The sequence below is a fragment of the Chitinophaga sp. YR573 genome (assembly GCF_900110995.1).
Classification (GTDB): Bacteria; Bacteroidota; Bacteroidia; order Chitinophagales; family Chitinophagaceae; genus Chitinophaga.
In genome coordinates, this window is sequence record NZ_FOJF01000003.1 from 598359 (window position 1) to 625105 (window position 26747).

The following is a 26747-nucleotide window of genomic DNA, read 5'->3' on the forward strand; positions in this document are numbered from 1 at the left end:
GATTATCCGGGATGAAGGGCTTTGTCCATGTTGGCACGGATTTGAGCGAGGAGGGGATTGTAGGCTTTATTGGCAACGGGCCCAACGATAGCCTGTGATGCTGCGAGGAAGCGGGCTTGTTCTGATGCTGCGGCTGGTAATGCACTGGCACTGCTTACTGCTATTAATCTACCCATAGCAAATTTATCTGTACCTAATTGTTTGAATTTGGTAAGACTTTCCACTAAGATAAAGTTGTTGGGCATAAAGCCTAAAGAATTTACCTTGGCGATGGTGCTGTTAGTAATATCAATGATGGGTACTATTGTGGCATTCTTAACACTTCCATCTGCGTCATTTTGCCAGGTATGTTTTATCGCATTTTGTGTATTTGCTTCTGATACAAAATTGTCTGCCAGCCCTGGCCCTGGTTTTGATGTAATAGCCGGCGACATATCGGCATGTACGACCGTTGCGTTGGTATCATCCTTATTAAGGTTGGACCGCATAGCTCCTTTTCCTCCTTCTACTTCGAAGTATGGGTTTCTGCTAATGTAATTACTCTTTGCTACAGTGGCACCAGTGGGTGCTGCCTTTTTATCAAATCTGTTTGCCAGTATACCCGCGGTTATCAGAGCTTGTTCTCCGCTATCCAGATAATAGATACGATAATCTTTGGCTCCCAGTGTGCTTACGACATTGCTTTCATAGGCGTCGGTGGCGTCTTTAAACTTACCAGCTTCGTTATGATTAGCGTTTGGATTAACGATTCCCGTATCCAGCGTGGTAGCTGTATACAGCATGGTATATTCCTGTAGCTTATCAATCATATCTGCTGTAATCAGGTAATGTTTATCTTTTTCCTGCTGGGTAGCTGTCGATGGGGCATCAGCTGTGCCATAAACAGTTGGCGCTTTATCCAGTAATAATTCGGATTGTTTTAACTTAATGAGCAATCTGGTTTTTAACCACTTGTATACCCTTTTTTTCTCTTCAGGAGCGCCACCATCTATCTTTTTACTTAAAGCAACAAAGGCATGACGCATGGCTGTTTTTAGCGCTTCTACGTGTAAAATAGGTCGTGTTACATCAGTAGTTACCAGGTCCATACCGGCTATATTGGTCAGTGCAGGTGTCAGAGGTGCTTTGCTGCTTATTTTTTCTACAAGTACTTTAAGACCAGGTATTAATGATTCTACAGGTGTATAACCCGGCCATAATCTTACTGAATCGCTGGTATCTGTAAGGGTAGGTCTTTGAAAACCAAAACTTGCTCTTTGTGAGAGCTGTACTTCCTGGCCGGGTGCACCATTAAAATCAGTAACCATCCTGGAGATTAACAGGCTCGTATTACCAAAGTCTTCGCTGTCATAATGGAATTTGTCAACGACTTTAGGTATGAGTAACATCAAACTGGGATGTCCTTCCGTACCTATTGCAAATAGCCGCTGTGGTCCTCCTGATATGGCATTGATTGCAGCACTTATATTGGCTACCATATTTCCTCTGTCTGCCAGTAAATGATCATGGAAATTAGGGTTGGCCGGATTAATTTTTATTTTATCAGATAATGACGTTTTCTGTTTATCCACTAAATCATCCGTTGTTGTTCCTTCATCATCTATAGAGCGGCTTTTGCCCGGAGCCCCGACACTTACCAGTGGCGGAGCCGGGAATCCGAAGAATTTTTCTTTGGCGGTTTTCTTGTTTTTAGCAGAATCCAGGATAATATTTTGTTGCTCTCCCAGTACCTGGAAATTATTTGAAGGAAGACCCGCTGAACTGATTTTTATCTTTCCGGTTCTATATCCGGGAGTGGTGGGTGTGTGTGGAGTGAATGCTTTGGGCGCACTGGGAAACCTGGCACCGGGATCATTGGTATTGTTCTGTTGAAGCGCTAACAATGCTGCATTGACAGGTTGAAGTAAATGAGATATGGCTTTACCTTCGGCCTCAGCTACTACATTGCCATATTGTACATTTAGTGGATGGGATGCATTACTTCTTGCATACGATCTGGTATCTATGTTATCCCTGTCTGCACCCTGTGCTTTATCATTAGGTTGATAAGGCGCAATATGTTTATGGAAGGAAACCAGTGTAGAAAGAAAATCGCCCTTTATATCCTTAATGTCGATGTTGCCAATTCCTGTAATATTTTCTTTACCCAACAGTGCATACAGTAACTGGGTGTATTTTTTATTTGTCCGGTCAGCGGATGATATTTTTGTTCTGTCATGTTCATCATACCATTTTTTGTCGGCAAAATGATTGAGTCTTGCAGTAGCTCTTACTTCATCCGGTTTTGTTTTAAGACCGGCATCTTTTTTTGCGGTCTCTATCCATTGTAACGTAGTACAATTACCATCATTTTTATCAAAGGCAAGTGCCAGATTAATTAGTTCATCTGCGCTCCAGTCAGGGATAGTTAATAGTTCGCCCCAGGCAGCTGCGGTACTTTTTCCAGCTTTACCCGCAAAAGCAGTTGCTATAAGTGAGCTGTGTTCAGCTAACCCCGGGGGAATTATGCCTGGATTATATATGTTCCAGGCTGTTGCCAGATTGTTGTTTGGTTTGGCTGTCGCCCAGAGGGATTTAATCGTTACTAAATTCACAAGGGCACCGGCTGCTTTGACAAAATCTTCTAATTCTTTCATAGAAGTATATGCAATACCCGTAAAGAATGCAGTCAAATTAACCAGTGATGGATCTCCCTGTACGGCTCTGGTACCAGTATAGAAATTCTTTATATCAGCTATTGTTCCTCCAATACCTACTGCATCAATAAAGGCAAGTGTTTGTACCAGCTTGTCTGTTCCAGCGGTTTGAATCAATGTTACAACGTCCGCAATATTATCTTCCCGGTGATGTTTATTGATTTGTGTAAATATGCTTACCTGTTTTGGTAAGTCGCCAACGAAAAGTGCCGCTATGGCATCTTTGCGTTCATCAGTACCAGCAAGTAATATTAACGCAGTATCGTTTTTGAGTGGTAGATTCCCCGGATCATCTGTCGTTTTTTTGATATTTTTTACCTGTGCCAGGGACGTCATCTTTATACTGAAGTTCTTATTTCCGAAGGATGTCAGTGCTTCGATAGAAATGATATTTAATTTTGTATTATTAATAGACTCCTTATTACCATAAGCAGCATTTTTATCATTTTTAAAATCGGCACTTTTACTCAACGCAGTGATTTTAGTGGCCAGGGGCTTCATTAACTCTATTGCGGTATTGTGTAGGACCCTTTTTTGTTTAAGCGTTACATTTAATGCTGTAATATCCTGCCCGGCAAGGAGATTGGTTGCGATTTGATTATACAGATCGTTATATTCACCATAGTATTGATGATAGAGTGCCTCGTAATGATTCTTACATGTATCCAGGCTAGTTTGTAGTTTGAGGTCAAAAGCCGCTATTACTTCCCTTAGATCTTTGACAACAGGTTCTGTATGTTTTTTATTAACAGACCTGTTGCCCTTCCAGTGCTCTTGATAAATACCGCTTATAATCGTTTTAAGGGTCATATAATCCGTCATTGCTCCCGCATAATCATCGGCAGCAATTTTTCCCAACAACACTGGTTTTAGCGCAATGACCTTTCCTAATTCTTCATCTGCACCCCATAATTGAATTACCTGCTGCCGTTGCACCACTGCCTCTAATGGCAATGACTCCTCTGCAAGCGGTGTCCCCGGCACTACTGCTGGTCTGGAAATACCCGCAGAACCGGGATTGTGTGCTGCTGCACGACTGGAAGTATGAGTGGGTTGGGACTTACTTAAATCGCGGGGCATAGAGAATATTGATACCTGTAAATTAATAAAAAAGAGGATGCCCCGTTAGGAACATCCTCTTTATTTATAAGGAAAAGTTATTTATTGTTTCTTCTTTTTCAGATAAGTCACCACTGCTGCCACTATCAGCAATAATACTACTATCAGTGTGCTGGCAAAGGAGATCTTCTCACCCAGGAAATAAGATTTAGGTTCGAATTTGAACGCTATTGCATGTGTACCTGCGGGAATGGATAAACCACGTAATACATAGTTTACTCTTGCATAGGGTACTTCTTTATCATCAATAAATGCTTTCCAGCCTTCTTTATAGTATACTTCAGAGAACACCGCAAACTGAGGTGTTTTAGAAGTGGAGGTGTAAGAAATGGCATCTACATCGTTCTTTACCAGTTTAATAGTAGCTGCACTATCAAATACCGGATCTGTCGTTACAGCAGATTTGTAACGCTGATCGATGACTACTGAATCGCGTGTATTGAGGTGATCCAGCGCTTTCATTTCGGCATCGGCATTTGGTACCCAAAGGATGCTTTTGATGAACCAGGCGTTACCTAATGCATCCGGATTGGTTTGTACAACCGGTTGTCCCTGCTGCCCCGGAACAATCACGTATTTAGCATTCAGCATATTTAATACATGCAGGTTGTTATGGCTTAACTGGTTCTCGATCAGGTCCTGGTAGAGGGTGAGTTTAGCCGCATGATATCCACCTACAGAATTATGGAAGTAGGAGGTCATGGCATCGCTGAACGGATCAGAGTGGGTGAGGTTAAACACCCTGAAATATGGGTCTTTATCCTGCATAATCTGCTGATCGACAGGAGTAGCCGCAAACTCGTTATTGTATTTGAGCTGTTCAGAGTAGTTGTCGCTGTTGAGGTAACGGGCATCTACCTGTAACAGGTCGATTAACATCAGTACCACCAGTGCACCGGCCATCCACTGTATTTTCACTTTACCTTTCAGGTAATAGAAAATGAGGAAATAAGCGATAGCTGCCAGGGCGATAGCGCGGAAGAGGTCGTAGCGGAAAATAGAGGCCCTGTCGGCATGCAGTGCATGCATCAGGGAATCTGCTACGGTGGTGTTACCACCAGCCATCTGAGCAAACTGAGCCTGCATAGCTGCATCGTTGGCATTGCCAAAGGAGAGCGTAGCAGAAGCCAGCAGCAATAGCGCCAGGATACCACCGGTGATCATACCGGCCAGTTTCAGTGGTTTGAACAGGGATTGCTTGTTGTTGTCTTCTATTAAAGCCTGCAGGGCCAGTACCGCCAGGATGGCGAACGTGAGCTGCGGAATAATGAGGATCATGGACGGTGCCCTGAACTTATTATAGAAAGGCAGGTAGTCGAATAATGCATAGTTAAATGCAGAGAGGTTGCTACCCCAGGACATCAGGATGGCGAGGATGCTGATCACCAGCAGCCACCATTTATGCCATGATTTGATAGTCAGGAAGCCGAGGATGGCCAGCAGGCAGGTGATGATACCCAGGTAAACCGGACCGGAAGTACCGGGTTGATCTCCCCAGTATAAAGGCCATGCTTTGATCATGGATTCGGCCTGTGCAGCAGGCACCTGTAAGCCGGTGAGTGTTTTGTATGTTTCAGAACCTTCGTCCAGGGGAGCCTGTGAGCTGCCACCATAGAGGTTAGGTACCATGAAGGTGAATGTTTCGAAGATGCCGTAGCTCCAGCGGAAGGCGTATTCTTTATCCAGACCGCTGCCCTTGGTGGTTTCTACGTTTTTGGTGAGTTCAGACTTGCCACCTCTGATGGTTTCCTTGGAATATTCGTAGGTAGTCCAGAGGTTCATGGTGTTCACACCTATGCTTATTGTGAGGGCAACACCGAGTAATAAAGCTGTGAATATGAGGTGTTTGAAGTCTTTCGCTTTGATGGTCACCACGGCGAACACGATGCCCAGTACTCCTAATAAGAGGAAGAAGTAGTAGGTCACCTGTAAGTGGTTCATGGTGATGAGCAGGGACATGAAGAGGGTAGTGACTGCCAGGCCGGGCAGGTATTTCTTCTGCGTTAGCAGCAGAATCCCTGCCAGTACCGCCGGTATATAGGCGATGGCCATCATTTTGGTATCATGGCCTGCACCTATGATCACGGGGTCGTAGGTGGAGAAAGCGTAAGCCACGGCCCCCAGGACACCTATCCAGGGTCGTACTCTTAACACGCTGCAGAGGAAGTAAAAGCCCAGTGCGGCCAGGAAGAAGAAGTTAATAGGTTTGGGCAGCCATAATGAAAACAGGCTGTTGAAGAAAGAAATACCGAAAGGTTCGTTGGATTCCAGTGCGATCTGGTAAGCCGGCATACCGCCAAACATCCTGTTGGTCCAGAGAGGAGTGGTGCCATGCGTAGCTTTATAGTCAAGCGATTGCTTGGCCATAGCCTGCCATTGGATATTATCGTTCTGGCTCAGGACCTTACCATCCAGTACAGGTTTGCAATAGAGAATAGCCAGCAACAGCAAGATACCTATTGCGATTACGTGTGGCAGTATTTTTTTCAACCAGTCTGGTTTCATATGCGTGACGCTTAGTGAGTTAATAAGTGAATAAAGATAATAATATATATTATCAGTTGGAAGGAAGGTGTACCGGTTCCCAGAATCCTTTCAGCACATCTATACGGAATTGTATCACGGGCCAGGATTTGGAAGGTTTACCCTGTAAGAGGTACCAGCCGCCTATCAGCACAGAAGCGCCCAGTTTAAAGAGGTATTCCACTCCTTTTTTACTGACGGCCCCCCGGCCGGCAGTCTGCATCCGTACCTTTTCCCCGCGGCCAATGCCGGAGGCTACGCGGTACATGTATTCGGATGTTAATTTCTTTACTTCAACTACGTGGTGTACAATCACTTCGGGGTCGTACCAGATGATACCGCCCCTGGAGATCAGTTTGTAAAAGAACTCTTTGCCTTCTCCACCGATGCGGAGAGTGCCTTTTACTCCGGGTAGGCTGGTATTAAACCCTCCCACGGCGAAAAAGTCTTCTCTTTTCACTATCATATTGGATTCCAGTGGATAACGGCCGTTGTCGAAGGGCTTTGTTACCGGGCTGTAATCGAAATTACCCACGAGGGAAGACACATAATGTGACATCCATTTAGGTTCTGAGGGGATATAACGGGGGATGATACGGCCACCGAGGCCGGTCGCATCCGGGTGTTCTTCGAAGAAACGGATGATATTGTTCAGGTAACCGGGCATGGCCACGGCGTCATCATCCATGCAGCAGATGAGGCGTCCTTTGGACAGGTCCGCGCCGGTGTTACGGGCATAGGAAGCGCCCTGGCGTTTTTCCAGGTGGTAATACAGTTGCATGTCCGGATGAGCAGCGATGTAGGCGTTGACTTTGCCTGCTGTATCATCCTGACTATTATTATCCACCACGATCACTTCGTACAGCTTTTTATCTGTATCCTGTTTGTACAGGCTGTCTATGGCCTCTATAATATAGGCTTCCCTGTTATATGAACATATGACTACCGATATAGCTATCTGCATCTGTTTTATTTAAAATTTCTGATCAAGGAAAGCAAAATAACTGTAATTTATCCGAAATTTCAATATGGGCAGGTTACGATTCCTTTTAAAGCTGGCTTTTATCTGCAACCTGTGTTTTTTACTGGTGCAGTTTTCCAGGTATGTGAATATGAGTAAGGGGTTTGAGGCGGTGATCAAAAGTATCATTCCCCTGGGGATGATGGTGGCATTCCCGCTGAACGTGGTAACGCTGATATTCGCTGTAGTGATGCTTATAATGAAGCGGATAGCCTGGAAGGAACTCCCTCCTTATGTATTTATCGTAAATATCATTATCTTAGTTTCTCAATTTTTCTTTCTATTCTGATGATCAACAATATCCTTAAAGACCGCCCCACCAAATTATTTGTTATTTTTTGCAGTTTCTTCGTTGCAAATGCATTACTAGCGGAATGCATAGGGGGAAAGATATTTTCCCTGGAGAAGCTGCTGGGGATTCCCGTGCATACGTTTACGCTGTTTGGGCAGAGTGGGTTATCCTTTAATCTTACCTGCGGGGTGCTGTTATGGCCCCTGGAGTTTGTATTAACGGATATCGTGAATGAATATTACGGGCCGAAGGCGGTGCGTCGTATCTCTTACATCGCTGTAAGTCTTATTGCGTATGCGTTTCTCATGTTTTATGTGTCTATTCATGTGCCTTTTGCAGACTTCTGGATAGGTACAGGGGTGAAGAACGGTGTGCCGAATATGCAAGACGCCTTCAATGGTATTTTCGGACAGGGGATGTGGATCATCTTTGGTAGTATAGTAGCGTTCCTGGTGAGCCAGATAGTGGATGTAACAGTGTTTCACAGGATTAAGAAGGTGACAGGAGAGAAACATGTGTGGCTTCGGGCTACAGGGTCTACGATCGTGTCTCAGCTGGTGGATAGTTTTATCGTGTTGTATATTGCTTTTAAGATTGGACAGGATTGGAGCTGGCAGCTGGTATTGGCTATCTGTCTGGTGAATTATACGTATAAGTTTACGGTAGCTATCTTATTAACGCCTTTGATCTACCTGATAGAGGGGATGATTGAACGTTATTTCGGGCATGAGGTGACAGCGAAGATGAAAGCTGCAGCGATGGGGAAGAGTGAGGAATAATAAGATTTCCTGTTTACAGGTATTTTTCTTTTACCAGATCAGCTACCACTTTATCTATTGGTAAAGTAATAACAGCAGAGGAGAACTCTTCTTTATCTATCCATCTAACCCCTTCTACTTCTGTTACTCCTTCGGGGATGGCAAAGTCGAAGGGTTTGCTGAGGATCTTGGCTGTAAAGGCTGAGATGGGATTTACAAGATAATAGATAGAGATAATCTGAGACTTGTTATCAAATGCAGAGATCTGAAAGAAATCAGTTGTGTAAATATGTTCTACTACTTCTACATCCAGGTTTAACTCTTCCTGAAACTCTCTTACTACACATTGTAAAGTCCCTTCTCCGAATTCTAATCCACCACCAGGGAATTTAGTGTAATATCCTCCTCTTATATATTCATCACTTACAAGAACCTGCTTATGTTCATTGATCATGATACCGTATACACGTACATTAAAGCAATTCATAGAATATGTTTATAGGAGATAATCAGATTGCGCAGCATATCCAGGTTTTTCTGATCTTCTGCTGTTCTGATAAAAGGTTGTAAGGCTTGTTTGGCTCTATAGGAACGATATAGTCTGATCAATAAATTACCCAGTAAAGGGATCTTCTGGATCATCTTTCCATATTTCTTATCAGCACTGGCTCTTGGCGCATACCTGCCCTGTTTCATCTGCATCGCTACATCATCTAAAATACCATGTAACTGGAAAGATGCAAATGAGGGTTCTGTATTGGTTATGGAAGCAACTAATGCAGCCTGTTGTTCTATTAAACCATTGTATTGTTTGTTAAGCTCCGTATCATGAAAGATAGCGTCTAAATTAGGCGTGGTTTTATCTCCGGAATCATCTGCATAATCCCTTACATGATATAAAAAAGGAAGTTCTGCAAATCCACCGGATGCAATGGTGTAAATACCTGTTAAGTATTCATTCATGTAGAGGTTCTTCACAACCTCTGCCGCACCATCAAATGCCCTGCGTAATACAGGTGTACGATGTACAGCATAGAATGCACCACGATAAGGATTAAAGAAGGATTTGATTCTATCAAAAGGATCTTTATCTATTACTTCGTAAGAGAGACGATCCGTATATATCGGAGCGAAATTTACATGTGTAGAAGTGACGGTGTCTTTTTTATAACAGATGCTGTTACCCGCAGCAGACTGGTATTCCGGGTGTTTGTCGAGGAAATCTATGCAGGCCTGTACTTTCTCCGGTAAAAGGAAATCATCATCTGCACTCATCACTACATAAGGGGTATTGATGAGGTTTAGTGCATGAGAGATTTTACCTGTTAAAGTATGAGTAGGCAGATGAATATAAGTGATATTATCCTGTCTGATATCATACGGTGTAGCCGAACTATCTGCTATAACGATGTCGATAGGCATAGGGCCGTAATAAGCAATGGCCCGCTCTAAATAGTTATGCCGGTTATGTGTAGGTATCAGTAAGGTGATAATATGCTTCATCTGATCTCTTTAAGTTTAGTATTATCTCCCCAGAAAGCCATTGGTTCATAATCCGGATAAGGATAAAAACCAAGTTGCAGAGGGATGGATACATTATTTTCCTGCAGGTAGTTTTGTACTAGTTGTTTTACGGTGACAGGCGCTCCGCTACTGCAATTAATGATACCTGTGATGGTATTTTGCAAGGCTACTTTCACGATGTTCTCCGCTACTTTTTCTACGGGCAGGTAATCACGTACCTGCTCACCACCACTCATTTTAAAGGCAGGTTCTTTGTTGATGATCGCCTTTTGTAACTGGGATAAGATGGAATTAGGATTTTGTCCTTCTCCGTATAGATAAAATAAGCGTACCCATTTGAAATCAAACGGATACAGCTTTTGTAATTCGCTGAGGAATTTGCGTAGAGTATCTTTTGCCAGTGCGTAAGGATTGGCGGGTAGGGTAGGCTTATCTTCCCTTAATATTCCTTCCTGCATACCATACTCAAAACAGGTACCGGTAACGGTGATATCTGTTACACCGTTTGCGATTAAGTTTTTCAGGAAATGATAATGCGCAGGCAGGTTTTCTTCGAAATGAAATAAGGATTTGTAGTTTGGTAATCCTTCCCAGGCCAGGTGAATGACTGCATCCAGCTGACCAAAGACGCTTACATCTGTATCTTTTTGCAGATTAAAAGGAATCCAGGTAACAAGGGGGAACCAGTCGTGATGACGGGCTTTCCCTTCGTCAACGGAAGTAGCGATGACCTGGCAGTTATTTTTTAATAACTGTCTTACCACATAGTTCCCTATAAAACCGCTACAACCAGTAACGAGTACTTTTTTCATTTAATCGATTTGTAAAGAAGGAATGGGTACTACGAATTTACCTTTCCAATCTCTGATATATGCCAGTTGATCTTTGATCTCATCCTTTAAATTCCAGGGAAGGATGAGTACATAATCTGGTTTTTGCTGTTTGAGATATTCTTCGTTTACTACCGGGATATGACTGGCTGGTAAGTATTTCCCTTGTTTATGAGGGTTTGAATCTACTACGAAATCAACTAAATCATTTTTAACTCCGCAGTAGTTGAGTAAAGTATTTCCTTTAGCTGCGGCACCGTAGGCTGCTACTTTTTTACCTGCTTTCTTTTGTTCTGTGAGGAAGCTGAGTAAAGAGAGTTTTATATCGAATGCTTTCTGCTGGAAGTTGTGATAATAGTTAAGGTCAGTGATACCCTGTTTGATCTCTTTTGCTAATAAAGCAGCTACCCGTGGGGAGATCTCTTTGCTGTTATCATTTTTATGTTTGGCATAAATACGCAGAGAGCCGCCATGAGTGGGGATTTCTTCCACATCAAACATCTCTAATCCTACAGATTCGAACAATTGTTTTACGGTGTAGAAAGAGAGATAAGAGAAATGTTCATGATAGATAGTATCAAACTGGTTGTTATCTACTAACTGCATTAAATGCGGAAATTCCATGGTGATAACACCGGTAGGTTTTAAGATCACCTGCATACCAGCTACGAAATCTTTGATATCCGGTACATGTGCCAGTACGTTATTACCGAGTAATAAATCGGCCTGGATGTTTTGTGTGCTCAGTTTTTTAGCCAGACTGGTACCAAAGAATTCCACTACTGTTTCAATGCCTTTTTCCATGGCTACTTTCGCAGTGTTGGCGGTAGGCTCTATGCCTAATACTGGAACGTTCTTTTCTTTAAAGTATTGCAGCAGGTAACCATCATTAGAGGCGATCTCAATCACTTTAGAGCTTGCGGAGAAGCCAAAGCGGGCGATCATATCCTGTGTATATTTTTGCGCGTGAGCCAGCCAGGTGCGTGAATAGGAAGAGAAGTAAGCGTATTCACTGTTGAATAACGCGTCAGATTTCTGGTATTCATCTACCTGTACTAAAAAGCAGTTATGACAGATGTAGACCTTTAGCGGATAATATGTTTCCGGTTCATTCAGCTGCTCCGGATTCAGGTATGAATTCGAGGCAGGAGAGTTGATGAGGTCTATAAATACATGCTTTAGTTCAGTCTTACAAAATCTACATTGCATATTAAATTCCTTTAAAATTTTCTGTCAGTTCAGCATGCTTGTTATCGCGTTCTGAGATATCGGTTACCGGCAATGGCCAGATGATGTTTATTTTCGGATCGTTGTATTTTATACCGCCTTCGCTACCGGGGGTATAAAATTCACTATGATGATAGAGTAGTTCACAATCTGTTGTTAATGCCTGGAAGCCGTGTGCAAAGCCTTCGGGGATGTATAACATTAGTTTGTTGGCAGCAGACAGTTCTACGCCGATGTGCTGTAAAAAAGTAGGGGAGCCTTCCCGTAAATCTATGATGACGTCGTATACGGCACCGGCGATACAACGTACCATTTTCACTTCTCTGAAAGGAGGGTATTGAAAATGCATACCTCGTAAGGCGCCTTTAGCACTGGTAAAGGAATGGTTGAGTTGTACCCATTCTTTATCATGGCCGATCTGTTTGAATTCATCTTTACAATAGACCCTGGCAAACCAGCCGCGGCTGTCCTGGATGGTATCTAATGTGATGATATAACTATCTTTTAAAGGTGTAGGCAGAAATTTCATTGCATATATTCATTGATCTGCTGAATAGTGTAAGCCTGCCTGTTGTTTGCCGGCTGTTTATACCAGTTGATGGTCCATTCAATAGCCTGTGCGGCATTGAGCTTAGGTCGCCATTGCAGTTCTTCTTTCGCCAGAGAGATATCCAGTTTAAGTAGTGTCGCTTCGTGTAGTTGTCCGGGTTTGGAAGCATCTTTCCATTGTCCGTTTCCCCATATGGAGATGGCTTTCTCTACCAGTTCTTTTACGGTGAGATGATCTTCAGCCACCGGCCCGAAATTATATGCTTTGGCATATTTAGCCGGATCTTGTTGCAGGAGAGCGCCCAGTTGTAAGTAACCGCCTATAGGTTCCAGTACATGCTGCCAGGGTCTTACGGAGACAGGGTTTCTGACTTCGATGACTTGTTCGTTGCTTAAAGCGCGGACGATATCCGGAATGATACGGTCTTTGTTCCAGTCGCCCCCACCGATGACATTACCTGCGCGTACACTGGCAATGGCTTTGTTATTAAAAGAGTTCCTGAAGGAGCTTACTACCAGTTCGGCGCAGGCTTTACTGGCGCTGTAGGGGTCGTAACCCCCTAAAGCATCGCCTTCTTTATACAGGATATCCTGTTCTTTATTTTCGTATACTTTATCGGTGGTGATGATAACGATGGTGCACTTTAAGTTGTTGGCAGCTTCCAGCACATTAGCGGTACCTGTTACATTCACGTCGAATGTTTCGGCGGGAATTTCGTAAGAGCGTCTTACGAGCGGTTGTGCAGCCAGGTGGAAGATGAAATCGGGCTGGAATTCTTTTATAGCCGTTTGTAACGCTGCTTTATTACGGATATCATCGAGGATACTATCAGCGGGTCTGATATAATCGTATACGCCGTTATCGTATTCCGGTGGCAGGGCATACCCTTTAACGATGGCACCTAATTGTTGCAGCCATGCAGCCATCCAGGCACCTTTAAAACCGGTATGACCGGTTAAGAACACCTTTTTATTTGTATAAAAATCCTGTAATCTTACCATACTTTCCACTTGGCATTATTGGTTTGCCATAAAGACTCTAATTCGATTTTATCTCTGAGGGCGTCCATACATTTCCAGAAGCCGGTATGTTTGTAGGCTATCAGTTCTGCATCTGCCACCAGTTTTTCCATGGGATCATCTTCCCACATGGTATTATCCATATCATCTTTCAGATAATCGAATATCTGTGGTTTTAATACGAAGAAACCACCATTGATAAATTTATTATCGCCTTTAGGTTTTTCCTTGAATGCAAGGATCTTGCCGTTTTCGTCCATCTCTATACCACCGAAGCGGGCTTCTGGTTGTACAGCGGTAACGGTGGCCATTTTATTATGGGATTTATGAAATTTGAGGAGATCTTCCAGGTTGATATCGGAAACGCCGTCACCATAGGTGAGCATGAAATCTTCATCACCGATATATTGTTTGATCCTTTTTAAGCGTCCTGCGGTTTTGGTAGGTAATCCGGTATCGACCAGGGTTACTTTAAAGGATTCTGTTTTTGTATAGTGAATGTCCAGTTTATTGCTGTTCAGTTCTATGGTGAGATCAGAGTTATGCAGGAAATAGTGCATGAAATATTCTTTGATCACGTATCCTTTGTAACCCAGGCAGATGATAAAATCATTGAACCCGTAGTGAGAATACATTTTCATAATGTGCCACAGTATAGGCTTACCGCCGATTTCTACCATGGGTTTCGGGCGAACATCCGTTTCTTCTGAAATCCTGGTACCCAGTCCTCCTGCAAAAATTACTACTTTCATGCCTTATAATAATTATATAATACATTCAAAAATATAATTTTATTTGAGAAAGTCCAGAAATAATGGGTTTAGAACCATTTCTTCTTCATGAAGTACCAGCTCATGATGACGGATACGACGATAGAGAGTATGATGGGAATATAGAAGGCATGTGCAGAATGTGCGAATGGGATCTCTACGTTCATACCGTATACACTGGCCACCAGGGCAGGGAAAGTGAGTACGATAGTGATAGAGGTGAGGCGTTTCATCACGATGTTCAGGTTATTGGAGATGATGCTGGCGAAAGCATCCATCGTGCTGCTGAGGATGTTGGTGTAGATATTGGCCATTTCCAGTGCCTGGGAGGTGTCTACGATCAGGTCATGCAGGAACTCTTTCTCATCTTCGTTTAATCCGAGGAAGTTGGTACGTTCCAGCTTCATCAGCAGTAGTTCGTTACTGCGGAGTGCTGTGAGGAAGTATACGAGACTTTTCTGGATACGCATGATGGACAGCAGTTCTTCGTTTCGGTTGCTGTCGTAGAGTTTTTGTTCCAGGGTATTCCTGAGCTGGTTGATCTCTTTCAGGTAATCCAGGAAGTTCATGGTTACTTTTTCGAAGATCTTCAGCACCATCATGTTCCTTTTTTCCGGGTGACGGTTATGGAAGGTATCGAGGAAGCGGTTGATAGCCGCGTTATCGAAGGAGTTGACAGTTAATATCTGGTTATGGGTGAGGATGATAACGATGGGTATGGTGATGTAATACGCATCGCTTTCATTGATAGAAGCGTTCCCTGCAGGTGTTTTGATGACGATGAGCTTGACATTGTCTTCCAGCTCATAACGTGATTTCTCATCAATATCCATGGAGTCCATGAGGAAGTCGAGAGGGATCTCCAGTTCTTCAGACAGGTGTTCAAATTCTGACTGTTTCAGAGGAGGGGTAATATTTACCCAGGCGCCGTTTTCAGGCGTCTCGATTTCTACTGTGCGAGCATCTATATTTTTGAAATATTTGATCATCCGGGCGCAAAGGTAGAATAATTAATGATCTGGAGGGGTGTTAACCATTATTTAATGTCCCATTTGTAAACAAGGGTTGCTATTCTTTGTTAATGAGGGGCACTATTTTTTAATGTTCCCTTCGTAAACCAGTGTAGCGGGGCCACATAACCATATGTTGGTATAAGACCTTTCTCCTGTTTTGGTGAAGCGTACTTCCAGTGCGCCGCCGAGTGTCTGTACCGGGACTATATAGTCTTTTTCTTCTGTGGCCGTCATTAAAGCTGCTGCGGTAACGCCGGTGCCGCAGGAGTAGGTTTCGTCTTCTACACCACGTTCGTAGGTACGGACGAAAATCCCGTTATCGGTGTTTTGTACGAAATTCACATTGGTGCCTTCTTTAGCGAATCTGTCGTTATAACGGATTTGTCTTCCTTCTTCGTATACGTCTATGGCCTGTACATCTTCTGTGAATTTCACGAAGTGAGGGGAGCCGGTGTTCAGGTAATAGTAAAGGGAGCCCATTTCCACGCCGTCCACATCCTGCATTTTAAGGTTTACCCAGTCGTCTCCTTTGAGGGTAGCCTCGTGGGGGCCGTCTACGGCCAGAAAGTGCAGATGTTCTTTGATTACGCCCATTTTACGGGCGAATGCTACCAGGCAGCGGCCACCATTGCCGCACATGCTGCCTTCTTTGCCATCGGCGTTGTAGTATTTCATGCCGAAGTCATAGCCTTCCTGTTGGTTTAGCAGCATTAATCCATCTGCGCCTATACCAAAGCGGCGGTCGCAGAATTTATGTACCTGCTCTTCTGTGAGATCATTGTAAACGCCGTGCCTGTTGTCTATGATGACGAAGTCATTGCCGGTACCCTGGTATTTATAGAAATGGATTGCTGACATAATGCGCAAAAGTAAGAATTATTGGAAAGGTGGCAAAGTGCGCGATTAATATGCTTCAGATATGCTTCAGGTATGAAGGAGACATGACGCAGACATGAAGGAGGTATGAAGGAGCCTTGTAAAAACAGGATCATCTTTTAGTGGGATGATCCTGTTTTGAAGCTCTTTTACAATTTCTCTATTATTTCTAAAGATGTTTTTATCAGGGTATCGACTGCTTTAGCCCCATCTTTGGAAAACTCCTGCCGTACCCTATTGGCTACTATTGCACTGATAGACAGGCAATCATGTCCTAAAACCCGTCCTAAACCATAAATCCCGGACGTTTCCATCTCAAAATTGGAGATATAATGAGGTTCGTGGCGGAAGGCGGTCAGTTGTTCCTGTAATTGGGGGTGGGAGAGCGGCCCTCTCAGTGCCCGGCCCTGGGGGGCGTAAAATCCCGGGCAGGTAACAGTGATCCCTGTATGAAATCCGGTGGTAAACTTATCTGCCAGTGTCTTTGCTGCACTGAATAAAGAAGGGCTGGCGGTTCCTGGCTGCAGGAATACCTGTTCCCGGAAGGCAGACAGCAGTGCTTTTTCTTCGGGGGTGTTTTCGAAGAGGTACCAGGGCATCAGGTTATCGAGTCCCAGGCCATGGGAAGACACCACGAAGCTATCTACAGGTACCTGTTCCTGTAAAGCCCCGGAAGTACCTAAACGGATGATTTTAAGGCTTGTTAGCGCCGGTTTGATAGTTCTGGTGGCAAAATCTATGTTTGCGAGTGCATCCAGCTCATTTAGCACGATATCAATGTTATCTGTACCAATCCCTGTGGACACCACCGTAATCCTCTTCTGACCGATATACCCGGTATGGGTAACAAATTCCCTGTGCTGGTGTACGCTTTCCAGGCGGTTGAAGTGTTTACTTACTTCGGGAACGCGGTCCGGGTCTCCTACGGTGATAATAGTGCCTGCAAGCTCTTCCGGCCTTACATCGAGGTGGTAAACGGCCCCTCTGCTGTTCAATATTAATTCTGATTCTGCAATACGTTCATTCATGGTAAACAAGTAAATGATGAAATAGATTTGGCAAATATCGAAAATTTACTACTTTTGCAGTCCCACAAAATTGGTGGGCCAAAAAGATGGTTTCGTGGCCGAGTGGCTAGGCAGAGGTCTGCAAAACCTTTTACAGCGGTTCGAATCCGCTCGAAACCTCCGAAAGATAAATTGAAACTCAGTCATTTGGCTGAGTTTTTTTTGTCTTTTTGTTAATCCAGATACGAAGTGGCTTCTGCTTCGATGTTATCTCTTTATAGATATATCCCGGGGAACTATACAGCAAACCAGATTTTGAAACTCAAAAACCATTAAAAATGGCACTCGGGGTAAAAATTGATTTTGATAATATTTATGAAGTAACACCAGTAATTGAAAACCTCAACGAGAGTTTTTTTGAAACAGAACTTGTAGACGGTACACGAACTAATCTACATGTTGAGATAGATAACAGACCACATACATTGCGAGAGAATCTCTATAATCTTGCATTTGGTCCGCTGAATAAAAAAGGGCAGATTGATGATAGGGCACAACTAACGCACAGCGATTACGCAAAAGTATTTTCTACCATTCTTTTTGAGGCAAAAAACTACTTATTGCGCAATCCTGATCATCAAATTGGTATTGACGGTTCCACAAATGGACGTGCATATTTATATTTCAGGTTTTTTAAAAAGAATTATGATTATCTGAGTAATTATTTCGACATATACTGTGTCAAATATTATGTAAGAATTGCAAGAATAGGAGAGGAGCAATACGAGGACCCATTTGACTTTGGAGACGTTATGCTGTATGAGGAAAAGCTTGAGAAAAAAACGAAAAACAATCCGAAGTTTATGTATAACTATTTTATTTTTAAGTTGAAATAATCTTAACTTAGTTAAACTAAAAATCTCTAAATTTTACAGTTATGAGTGTACGAAAAGTAAACTTACGGGAACAAAGATTCTTAGCCAGAGTTGAAAGAATGAAATCTCTTGGTTTAGATCCTGACAAAATACTTTCTATTGAGCAAAAAGCATATCTGTATGAGACACTCTCAAGAAACGAGCGGTTCGCAGAAATTAGCAGGAAAGGGATGAATGATTTTGGGAAGCAATAATCTTATGTTTCCATAAATAAAGGAGGAACTGATTTAAAATCAGCTCCTCCTTTATTTATTATATTACTTAATTCAACAATAATCAGTGATCAGAACTTAATCTTATTTGCAAATAAAGCAAGTACAATATAACAGCATCCTTTTAAGAAAAATTATTCCGTTCTTAAACTTTGAACAGGATTAGTAAGCGCTGCTTTAATACTTTGATAACTTACCGTCATCAACGTAATCAAAATCGCCCCTATACCAGCTGCTGCAAATATCCACCAGGAAATCTCTGTTCTGTATGCAAATTGCTGCAGCCATTGATGAAGGAACCACCAGGCTATGGGAATGGCAATCAGACAAGAAAGAATAATTAAAAGAACGAAGTCTTTAGACAGCATTTTCCAAAGATTGAATACGCTTGCCCCCAGAATTTTCCGAACACCGATTTCCTTGGTGCGTTGCTCTGCAACAAAGGAAGCGAGGCCGAACAATCCCAGGCAGGATATGAAGATAGCCAGGGCGGTGAAAAGGCTGGCCAACTGTCCTACACGCGATTCTCCCCGGAACTTGGCATCATATTCATCGTCTACGAATTTGTAATCAAATGGCTCGGCAGGGCTGTATCTTGTGAATATAGGATTGATCCTGCGGAGTGCCTCATGGACACTAAGCTGAGGATTGATTCTGATAGTTACGTTGCTCATCGTCCAGGGTGCGAGATAGAACATAGCAGGAATCGGTAATTCATAAGGAGATTCCATGACCATATTTTTGACAACCCCAATGACAGTAAATTTATATCCTGTCCATGTTATCGTTTTACCAACAGGATCTTTCAATCCCATATACTTGACCGCAGATTCGTTTAAGATCATCGTCAGTGCATCAGATCCCGAAGGCCCTGTCTGAAAATCTCTTCCATCAGTAAACTGCAACCCGACTGTCTTCGCATATTCCTGTGTTACTCCTTTCATGGCAAAATCAGGATCTCCGGGAACAGCGCTGCTATGGCCTGTCCAGGTAAGTCCACCATTAAAAGGCCAGGATGCTGTTACCGGACTTATAGATTCGGTGACTTCGGCAATGGCACCTGTATTCTGCAGATCGTTGCGGAAGGCGGAAAAATGATCGTGTATGTTCGTGGTATGCATCTGCATCATGACCAGCCCTTCCCGGTTATATCCTACAGGTCTGTCCCTGGCATACTGCACCTGCCGGAAAACGATGATCGTTCCGATGATCATGGTGATGGAAACCGTAAACTGCGCTACTACCAGAACCTTACGCGGTAATGAGGCCAGACGGCCCCCTCTGGAAACCCCTTTCAGCACTTTGACAGGTTGGAAGGACGACAGATACAAGGCCGGATAGCAGCCCGCGATCAGACCCGTGAACAGGCTGAAACCGATACAGGCGATCCACCAAAGTGGATTCGACCAGGGGATAATCATCTTTGTTCCTGCCAATTCATTGAAGAAGGGCAACGACAACTGAAACAGCCCCAATGCTATTCCAAGTGCAAGGATAGTCACTAACAAAGATTCACTAAAGAACTGCCCGATCAGTTGACTGCGTAGAGAACCGATAGCTTTACGAATCCCCACCTCCCTGGCTCTTTTTTCCGAACGGGCGGTACTCAGGTTCATGAAATTGATGCAGGCCAGCAGGAGTACAAATGCACCAATCAGTCCGAATAGCCTAACGTACCGGATCCTGCCGGTGTCGCTATCGCCATTTCTGAATTCCGAATACAAATGCCATCGGCTCATCGGATGTAAAAATAGTTCCGTAGTATTAAGATTATGCCCTTTAGAGTCGGACCAGGGATTATTATCCGCTTTGATGGTTTTAATCTTTGCTGAGACTTTCGCCATATCTGCATGATCCGCGAGCTGTACGAAGATCTGCCAGTTATTATCTTCCCAACTGTGCCGGTTATTCCTGGTTTCGGCATCGAAAGATGCGTAAAGATCCCAGGGGGAGAGAAAGGTAATATCACTGAAGGTACTATTATAGGGGAAGTCCGCATAAATGCCTGTTACTTTAACAGAGAGGCTATCGTCCATGCGTAGTATCTGGCCAAGAGGATCGGCGTTGGCAAAAAGGGCTTTGGCCAGTGATGCCGATAATAAGATTGAGTATGGATCTTTCAATCCGGACCTGCTCCCCTGAAGCATCGATAATGTTAGCATTTCCAGGCCTTCGGGTTCTATGAAATTACCAGCCTTTATCAGTTTCTGTTGTCCGAAAGCAAGTACATGCTCCTGTGTTTGGGAGGATAGAACTATCCGCTTGAAGTCACTCCCGAATTTTGTACGTAGCTCGTCTGCAACAGGAACGGGTAATTGTCTTTGAGTGCCCTTGTGTTCGGGCCAGATCTCCCAGACCTGGGCAATGCGGCGGTAGTTGTCGAACTGGCGGTCAAAGGACCATTCATTATAGATCCAGCAAGCAATCAGCATAGCTACTGTTATGCCTACCGAAAGGCCACCGATATTAATAAATGCGGAAAGCTTGTTTTTTATAAGGCTGCGCCAGGCAGTTTTCAAATAATTTTTAAGCATCTCTTTGGTTTTATCACTTTGGTGGAACTCAACTGTGACTAAGAAATAATAGTCAAAATTTCAACTTATACTTATAATAGCCTTCGGCTTGAATAACGAGGATCACTCTGCTTTTAAACTCTTTATAGGATTCACAATTGCTGCTTTTATAGATTCATAACTAACAGTAACCCAGGCAATCCCCAAAGCTGCCAGGGATGCCGTGAAATATACTGACCAACCAACATTTATATGATATGCAAAACCAGCCAGCCAACTATTAACTGCATAATATGAAAGCGGTATTGATATAACTATGGCAACCAGGATCAACCTGGTGATGCCGGAGGATAATAAATAGACGAGGTTTAACACAGAGGCACCTAACACCTTACGCACGCCAATTTCTTTGGTTCGCTGTTCGGCCATAAAAGCGGATAAGCCATATAAACCGAGGCAAGAGATAAAAATGCCCAGAAGAGCAAAAAGGTTAAAGATATTACCCATCTGTTGTTCTCCTCTATAAAGATTGGCCATATCCTGGTCGAGGAAATCGAATTTGAAGGGGTAGGCCGGGTTAAGCTGCTGGTTTATCTTTGACAGTGCCTGTATAGTAGCCTCAGTTTTGCCTGGCAATGTTCTCACCACTACAAAACCGCCGTCTTTATTATAGCGCAGGATCAGTGGCTCTATAGACAGTTGCACCGGTTTAAAATTAAAGTCCTTTACAACACCAATGATCGTACCCTTATAACCGGTAAATGAAAACGGCTTACCAACCGCTGTGGCTGCATTTAAGCCCATAATGCTCAGCATTTTTTCGTTGACCATGAAATTATTTGAATCTGCCGGAAATGATCTCGAAAAGCTTCTCCCATTTACCAGCTTCAGCTTAAATACATCTATAAAATCCTCATTGACATCCATCAATTGATAAACTATTTGTAAGTTGGGATCTTTGCCTTCCCAGTCAGCACTACCATTTCCGGAAAGCAGATTAGTGGGCAGATCGGAAGTGATGGCGAAATCACGGGTAAGCGGATTTTGTTTTAACTCATTTTTTAAGGCCTGCTGCTTATTCCAGAGTTCCCCTTTGGTGGGCATATACAAAAGGTTGGCCTTTTCAAAGCCGGGGTCACGGTCTTTTATGAATTTAAGCTGGTTATAAATAACCACCGTGCCTACCAACAATATGATAGATGTCGTGAATTGGATGACAACCAGGGCATTACGAAACAGCAAATTGCCGCCCATTGATTTTACGTTTCCTTTGAGTACTTTAACCGGGTTAAAGCCGGAGAGAAATAAGGCCGGGTAGCTGCCCGAAACCAATCCGGCTAACAACGCTATACCCAGAAGGCTTAACCAAAACCGGGCATCTGAAAAAGGAATAGCCAATTTTCTATCGGCTATTTCATTAAATGCCGGCAATAATAACCAGACAATCGCAAGCGTAAGCAATAGTGAGAGAAATGAAATAAAAACAGCCTCGCTTAAAAACTGGAGGACCAGTTGCCCGCGTATGGCCCCTGCCACTTTACGCAAGCCAATTTCTTTCGCTCTCCGGGCAGAGCGTGCTGTAGCCAGGTTCATAAAATTGATGCAGGCCACTACAAGTATCAAAATAGCGACGATAAAAAAGATATTTACATATTGTGCATTCCCGTGGCCCGGAAAATCTCCCAGTCTTGCAGGCGCCAGATGGATGTTGGTTAAAGGCTGCAATTGGAATACAACCGGCATTGAACTATGACTTTGAAATAACTGCGTCATTTGCTTTATCAGTCTGGATAAATTGGCAGCAGAAGGGTCAAAATTTTGAGCTAGTTGAATATAGGTGTAAAAATTAAAGTCCTCCCATTTATTATTGTCTGGATACTTATCCATTTTTTGTAACATAACCATTGGCAGGATAAAATCAAACTGCAGGTCTGAATTAGCCGGAACGTTGGCCAAAACGCCTGTTACCACCACATATTCATGATTGTCTTTTCGTAAGATCTTACCGATCGGGTTTTGGTTCCCAAAGTATTTTGCAGCCATTTCCTGCGTTATTAAAACACCATTCTCTTGTTTTAACGCCGTAGCACGATTACCTTGTACAAGGGGAAAAGAAAATACATCCATGAAACTCGGGTCGGCGTAGAACACACGGTTTTCTTCAAATTTCCTGTTGCCTGCTTCAAACAGCACTGTGGAGATCTTGCTTAACCTGACAGTATTTTTAACAACCGGTATTTCTGCTTTTAACCCGGCGGGCATAGCTTCCGCGTTTATCGCGGCTTTATATTCACCAAAATCGCCGGTGATACGATATATCTGGCCGGCATTTTTATGGAACTTATCGTAACTCTGTTCATGTTGTACCCAAAGCAAGATCAGGATACTCGATGCCAGGCCTATTGCTAAGCCTGATATATTAATAATGGAATAAGCTTTATCCCTGATGATATTCCTATAGGCGAGTTTGAAATAAGTTTTAAACATGCGCGTATGATATTTTTGAAATTGAGACTATACCGTCTATCAATCGACTAAAATACGTGCCAATTGCATAATGTGTTGACAGTAAGCATTTTCGAATCGGTATATCGTTCGGAAACGTACAGTAGGTGTGCGATTTTACTATACCCTCATGATTTTATCAGAGTGCATACAGGTATGTGTGCAGAATCCGGATAGCTGGGTGAAATCTCTACCGAAGTAGCCGGAATAGAAGATCATAATATTATTTACCCGCTAATACAAAAGCAAAATGTCCCGGTATATCACCGGTAGTTACAGACCATTTCTTTTTGCCTGTTTTATCAAAGCAGTATAAGGTACCGGATGAGACATAATCTTTTGCGTCTGTCACGAATATATCTTTGTTAACAGGATTTACAGCTACGCCATAAGGCATCTTAATAGTTTTCTCTGTACCATCTGTAATGAAATTGCCGGATAATAAGGTCTCTGTTTTTACATTGATCATATTGTAGGAGACAGCCCAGGTATTAGTGAGGTAACTGAATATAGAGCTATAGATGTAGGCCGTATCACCGGAAATACAAAGATTACTGGCAGCAATATCGAACTTCTTTTTCACCGTATCTGTTTTAGTATCTATCACAGATAAAGAAGATGGAATATTATAATAATCGCCCCGTGATGTTACATAGATATCACCATCACTATCTGCTTTTACATGATTAAGATTGATAGCAACGTCGATCTTTTTTATCTCCTGGAAGGTAGTGAGATCTATTACTGAAATGGTATGGTCGTAATTAGGAACGCTGTATCCACCTGAATTAGCTACGTATAATTTTCCATTTACTACTGCCATTTCTTCCGGCTGGTAACCTACGGTTACTTTGTTGGTGATCTGTAAGGTGGCAGTGTCTATTTCTGCTACATAACCAACAGGTGAATGTGGATTCTGCTGCACAGGACCTGCGTAAGAACTTACATAAGCTTTGCCATTGGCAAAAGTAATATAACGACAGCTGAGAATATCAATCTGACCGATACGTTTAGCAGTAGCAGCATCCATCACTTCTACTTTATTAGAAACATTGATCACCGCGTATAATTTACTGCCGTATACCTGTATATCATTGCCGACATCCCCCAACTCTTTAACTACAGTAGGATTGACGCTGGGGTAGATATTCTTTTTATATAGACCGGTATTGTAATCGTAGTAATCTAAAGATGCTTTATTAGTACCCATATTGCCTTCGTTTAACAGATAGAAGCCATTCACGGGAGATGTGATAGTCGCAGTATCTACAGGTGTCACAACAGGAGGAACGATGTTATCGCCCTTCCTGCATCCGATGAAAATAATAATTGAAAAAGCTAAGAGCTTTTGCATGACGATTAAATATTTACTGCGATAATAAATTTATAATTTCTGCCGGGCATAGGATAGTTCAGTACGACGTCGTAGTATTGATTGAACAGGTTATTTACCTGTGCCGTCAGATGAATGTTTAGTCGTTTGTACTGTAATATTCTGCCTATGGAAAAATCACTGGTGTACCAGGGCTGCATATAATTTTCCGGATCATTGTCTTTTCCGTTATACCGTTCACCGGTATAGAGCAGGCTATAATTGGCAGTCCATTTCTTGAAATCTGTTCCTATAATAGCAGAGCCGCTATGTCTGGGAATATACACGATCTGGTCTTTATAAAAACTGGAAGTAGGATCTGAATAATCCTGTGCTTTCTGGAAGGTGTATGTGAATCTTGTGCTGATGCTCACCGCGTTTAGCTGCCAGATCGCTTTTGCTTTCACATCGATGCCCCTGATTTTTACAAAACCCAGGTTCATCATCGTCCAGCGGAACTGGTTGACGGTGGGGACAGCTACTATTTTTTGTGTTACTTCATTGTAGTAAGCGTCTGTTTCAATACCAGCTTCTATTTTATCGGTAAAAGTTTTCGTCCAGGTGAAGCCGGCATCATATTGGGTAGCGAATTCCGGATTCAGGAAAGAGTTGCCGATATCCGTGTAATAGAGATCGTTGAAAGTAGGCATGCGGAAGATGCGTTTATAAAAGCCCCGCAGTCTGAATGTTGGTGTAGTGAAGGGCTGCCAGGAGATAAACAGGGAAGGCGTGTATTCTCTTTTCGGTGTGGCTGCCACTTTCTTCTCCACAGTTTCATTGACAATGGTGGCCAATACACTGGCCTGTGCACTGAAGCGTTTAAAATATATTGCGGATGCAGCAGCTACCAATGTTGTATAGCGGGTAGGATAGGCAAAATCCTGTAAGTCGGCATTGAGTTTGTTCCATTGGAAATCGGCGGATAAGTCGAGGTTCCACCAGCTGGTTAAGGCATACTGCTGAGCTGCAGAAAAGTAGAACTCGTGCTGATGGTAATGATTATCCACGTATAAAGCGGCAGTGTCCGGCGCCAGGTAACGGGTGTAATCATCTGCATATTTTGCATTCAGTAATAAGCTGTAACGTGGCGTGATATCTTTACGGAAAGAGGATTGGGCAAAGAAATCGCGATCCCATTGGCGGTCTACGTGGCGGAAGACGTTATTCGCCACGAAACCGGGTAAGCCGCGTTCGGAGTTGTAGTAATACAGTTTAGTACTCCATTCTCCGCCATTCAGAACCCCATTTAAGCCACCTTCTACACGCAGGGCATTGATATCACTGTTCTTCCTTATCATCGTTGTATCATACCCATTATCCTTGCGTGAGCGGAACTTGTACCGGCCATTGGCATTGATCCATTCTGTATTAAAGCTGGCAGAGACTTTATCGCTGATCTTTTGCTGCCACAGGAGAGAAGGGTTGAATAAACCAAAGGAACCGGTTTTGACAGTTCCTTTTAAGTGTATGCTTTCACCAGTGTTAAAACTGGGTTTAAGGGAAGTCATATAAATAGCACCTGCAGATCCGAAATCTTTTGCGGGTTGAAAGATGTTGCTTTTCTGGCCATTGTACAGGGCTATTTCCTGCATGTTATCCAAAGAAAATTTACCAAGATCTACCTGCCCGTTCTGCGCATTCCCCAGCTGAATACCGTCGTAAAATACGCCGGTCTGATTGGTGCCCATACTACGCACGTCTACTGTCTTTAAGCCACCAATACCGCCATAATCCTTTACCTGTAAGCCGGAGAAGAAACGGATAGCGTCAGCTACGGAAAGACTGTTCAGGCGACTCAGGTCTTTGCCCTGCATTTTTTGCCCGGGAGTGATTTCCCTGCTGGGCTTAGGCGCAATGACAGATACTTCTTTCAGCTCCCTGGCTTTGGTAGTATCTCTTTGCTGGGCATTAAGCGCCGTGGTAAATAAGACGACCAGCATACAGGCTGGTTTACAGCAGTACATATTTTTGTTCCCTTTTAATGA

The 26747-nt window shown here is 43.2% G+C and carries 20 protein-coding genes and 1 tRNA gene; 4 read left to right on the forward strand and 17 right to left on the reverse strand.

From position 1 onward, the window contains the following. Positions 1 to 2: 2 nt before the first annotated feature. The 3 genes from BMW86_RS28875 to BMW86_RS28885 all read right to left on the reverse strand — a co-directional run bounded on the left by BMW86_RS28875 (position 3) and on the right by BMW86_RS28885 (position 7302). Positions 3 to 3776, reverse strand: coding sequence for a hypothetical protein (locus BMW86_RS28875; protein ID WP_089786838.1), 3774 nt, complete (start codon positions 3774 to 3776; stop codon positions 3 to 5). An 81-nt stretch (positions 3777 to 3857) separates the two neighbouring features. Next, entirely contained in the window at positions 3858 to 6320 is a 2463-nt protein-coding gene (locus BMW86_RS28880) for a YfhO family protein (protein ID WP_089786840.1), read from the reverse strand. Between the two features lie 52 nt (positions 6321 to 6372). Further along, on the reverse strand, positions 6373 to 7302 hold the full coding sequence (locus BMW86_RS28885; RefSeq protein WP_089786842.1) for a glycosyltransferase family 2 protein: 930 nt from the start codon (positions 7300 to 7302) through the stop codon (positions 6373 to 6375). A 64-nt stretch (positions 7303 to 7366) separates the two neighbouring features. Between BMW86_RS28885 and BMW86_RS28890 the strand changes: the two genes are divergently transcribed. After that, entirely contained in the window at positions 7367 to 7648 is a 282-nt protein-coding gene (locus tag BMW86_RS28890) for a hypothetical protein (RefSeq protein ID WP_089786844.1), read from the forward strand. After that, positions 7648 to 8430 carry a queuosine precursor transporter gene (locus tag BMW86_RS28895; RefSeq protein WP_089786846.1) on the forward strand — a complete coding sequence of 261 codons (783 nt, stop codon included), beginning with the start codon at positions 7648 to 7650 and terminating at the stop codon, positions 8428 to 8430. Before BMW86_RS28890 ends, BMW86_RS28895 begins: the two co-directional genes overlap by 1 nt. A gap of 13 nt (positions 8431 to 8443) precedes the next feature. Here the strand turns inward: BMW86_RS28895 and BMW86_RS28900 are convergent, their stop codons facing one another. The 10 genes from BMW86_RS28900 to BMW86_RS28945 all read right to left on the reverse strand — a co-directional run bounded on the left by BMW86_RS28900 (position 8444) and on the right by BMW86_RS28945 (position 17246). Then, positions 8444 to 8896 carry an NUDIX domain-containing protein gene (locus BMW86_RS28900; protein ID WP_089786848.1) on the reverse strand — a complete coding sequence of 151 codons (453 nt, stop codon included), beginning with the start codon at positions 8894 to 8896 and terminating at the stop codon, positions 8444 to 8446. Continuing rightward, a complete protein-coding gene (locus BMW86_RS28905) occupies positions 8893 to 9912 on the reverse strand; it encodes a TIGR00180 family glycosyltransferase (RefSeq protein ID WP_089786851.1) in 1020 nt (339 codons plus the stop codon). Before BMW86_RS28905 ends, BMW86_RS28900 begins: the two co-directional genes overlap by 4 nt. Further along, positions 9909 to 10745: an NAD-dependent epimerase/dehydratase family protein gene (locus BMW86_RS28910; RefSeq protein ID WP_089786854.1), complete on the reverse strand. Its 837-nt coding sequence runs from the start codon at positions 10743 to 10745 to the stop codon at positions 9909 to 9911. The genes BMW86_RS28905 and BMW86_RS28910 overlap by 4 nt, the downstream gene beginning before the upstream one ends. After that, positions 10746 to 11972, reverse strand: coding sequence for a class I SAM-dependent methyltransferase (locus tag BMW86_RS28915; protein ID WP_089786856.1), 1227 nt, complete (start codon positions 11970 to 11972; stop codon positions 10746 to 10748). Between the two features lies 1 nt (position 11973). Then, on the reverse strand, positions 11974 to 12519 hold the full coding sequence (gene rfbC / locus BMW86_RS28920; protein WP_089786859.1) for a dTDP-4-dehydrorhamnose 3,5-epimerase: 546 nt from the start codon (positions 12517 to 12519) through the stop codon (positions 11974 to 11976). Continuing rightward, positions 12516 to 13541 carry a CDP-glucose 4,6-dehydratase gene (gene rfbG, locus BMW86_RS28925; RefSeq protein WP_089786861.1) on the reverse strand — a complete coding sequence of 342 codons (1026 nt, stop codon included), beginning with the start codon at positions 13539 to 13541 and terminating at the stop codon, positions 12516 to 12518. Before rfbG ends, rfbC begins: the two co-directional genes overlap by 4 nt. Then, positions 13535 to 14311, reverse strand: a complete 777-nt coding sequence (rfbF, locus tag BMW86_RS28930; RefSeq protein WP_089786863.1) for a glucose-1-phosphate cytidylyltransferase — start codon at positions 14309 to 14311, stop codon at positions 13535 to 13537. The genes rfbG and rfbF overlap by 7 nt, the downstream gene beginning before the upstream one ends. A gap of 68 nt (positions 14312 to 14379) precedes the next feature. Beyond that, positions 14380 to 15318, reverse strand: coding sequence for a magnesium transporter CorA family protein (locus BMW86_RS28935; RefSeq protein WP_089786865.1), 939 nt, complete (start codon positions 15316 to 15318; stop codon positions 14380 to 14382). A gap of 102 nt (positions 15319 to 15420) precedes the next feature. Continuing rightward, positions 15421 to 16200, reverse strand: a complete 780-nt coding sequence (dapF, locus tag BMW86_RS28940) for a diaminopimelate epimerase (RefSeq protein ID WP_177189430.1) — start codon at positions 16198 to 16200, stop codon at positions 15421 to 15423. Positions 16201 to 16367: 167 nt separating this feature from the next. After that, positions 16368 to 17246 carry a nucleoside phosphorylase gene (locus BMW86_RS28945; RefSeq protein WP_089786867.1) on the reverse strand — a complete coding sequence of 293 codons (879 nt, stop codon included), beginning with the start codon at positions 17244 to 17246 and terminating at the stop codon, positions 16368 to 16370. Between the two features lie 88 nt (positions 17247 to 17334). On the opposite strand from BMW86_RS28945, the gene BMW86_RS28950 reads away from it, so the two are divergent. Further along, a tRNA-Cys gene (locus BMW86_RS28950) sits at positions 17335 to 17405 on the forward strand. A 158-nt stretch (positions 17406 to 17563) separates the two neighbouring features. After that, positions 17564 to 18121, forward strand: coding sequence for a DUF6934 family protein (locus BMW86_RS28955; RefSeq protein ID WP_089786869.1), 558 nt, complete (start codon positions 17564 to 17566; stop codon positions 18119 to 18121). Positions 18122 to 18506: 385 nt separating this feature from the next. Here the strand turns inward: BMW86_RS28955 and BMW86_RS28965 are convergent, their stop codons facing one another. The 4 genes from BMW86_RS28965 to BMW86_RS28980 all read right to left on the reverse strand — a co-directional run bounded on the left by BMW86_RS28965 (position 18507) and on the right by BMW86_RS28980 (position 26702). Next, entirely contained in the window at positions 18507 to 20906 is a 2400-nt protein-coding gene (locus BMW86_RS28965; RefSeq protein WP_089786874.1) for an ABC transporter permease, read from the reverse strand. Positions 20907 to 21008: 102 nt separating this feature from the next. Beyond that, on the reverse strand, positions 21009 to 23372 hold the full coding sequence (locus BMW86_RS28970; RefSeq protein ID WP_089786877.1) for an ABC transporter permease: 2364 nt from the start codon (positions 23370 to 23372) through the stop codon (positions 21009 to 21011). A 241-nt stretch (positions 23373 to 23613) separates the two neighbouring features. Beyond that, the gene (locus BMW86_RS28975) at positions 23614 to 24744 is read right to left on the reverse strand and encodes a DUF5074 domain-containing protein (protein WP_089786880.1); all 1131 of its coding nucleotides are present in this window, start codon (positions 24742 to 24744) and stop codon (positions 23614 to 23616) included. 5 nt (positions 24745 to 24749) lie between these two features. Further along, entirely contained in the window at positions 24750 to 26702 is a 1953-nt protein-coding gene (locus BMW86_RS28980) for a TonB-dependent receptor (protein ID WP_218149250.1), read from the reverse strand. Positions 26703 to 26747: the final 45 nt, after the last annotated feature.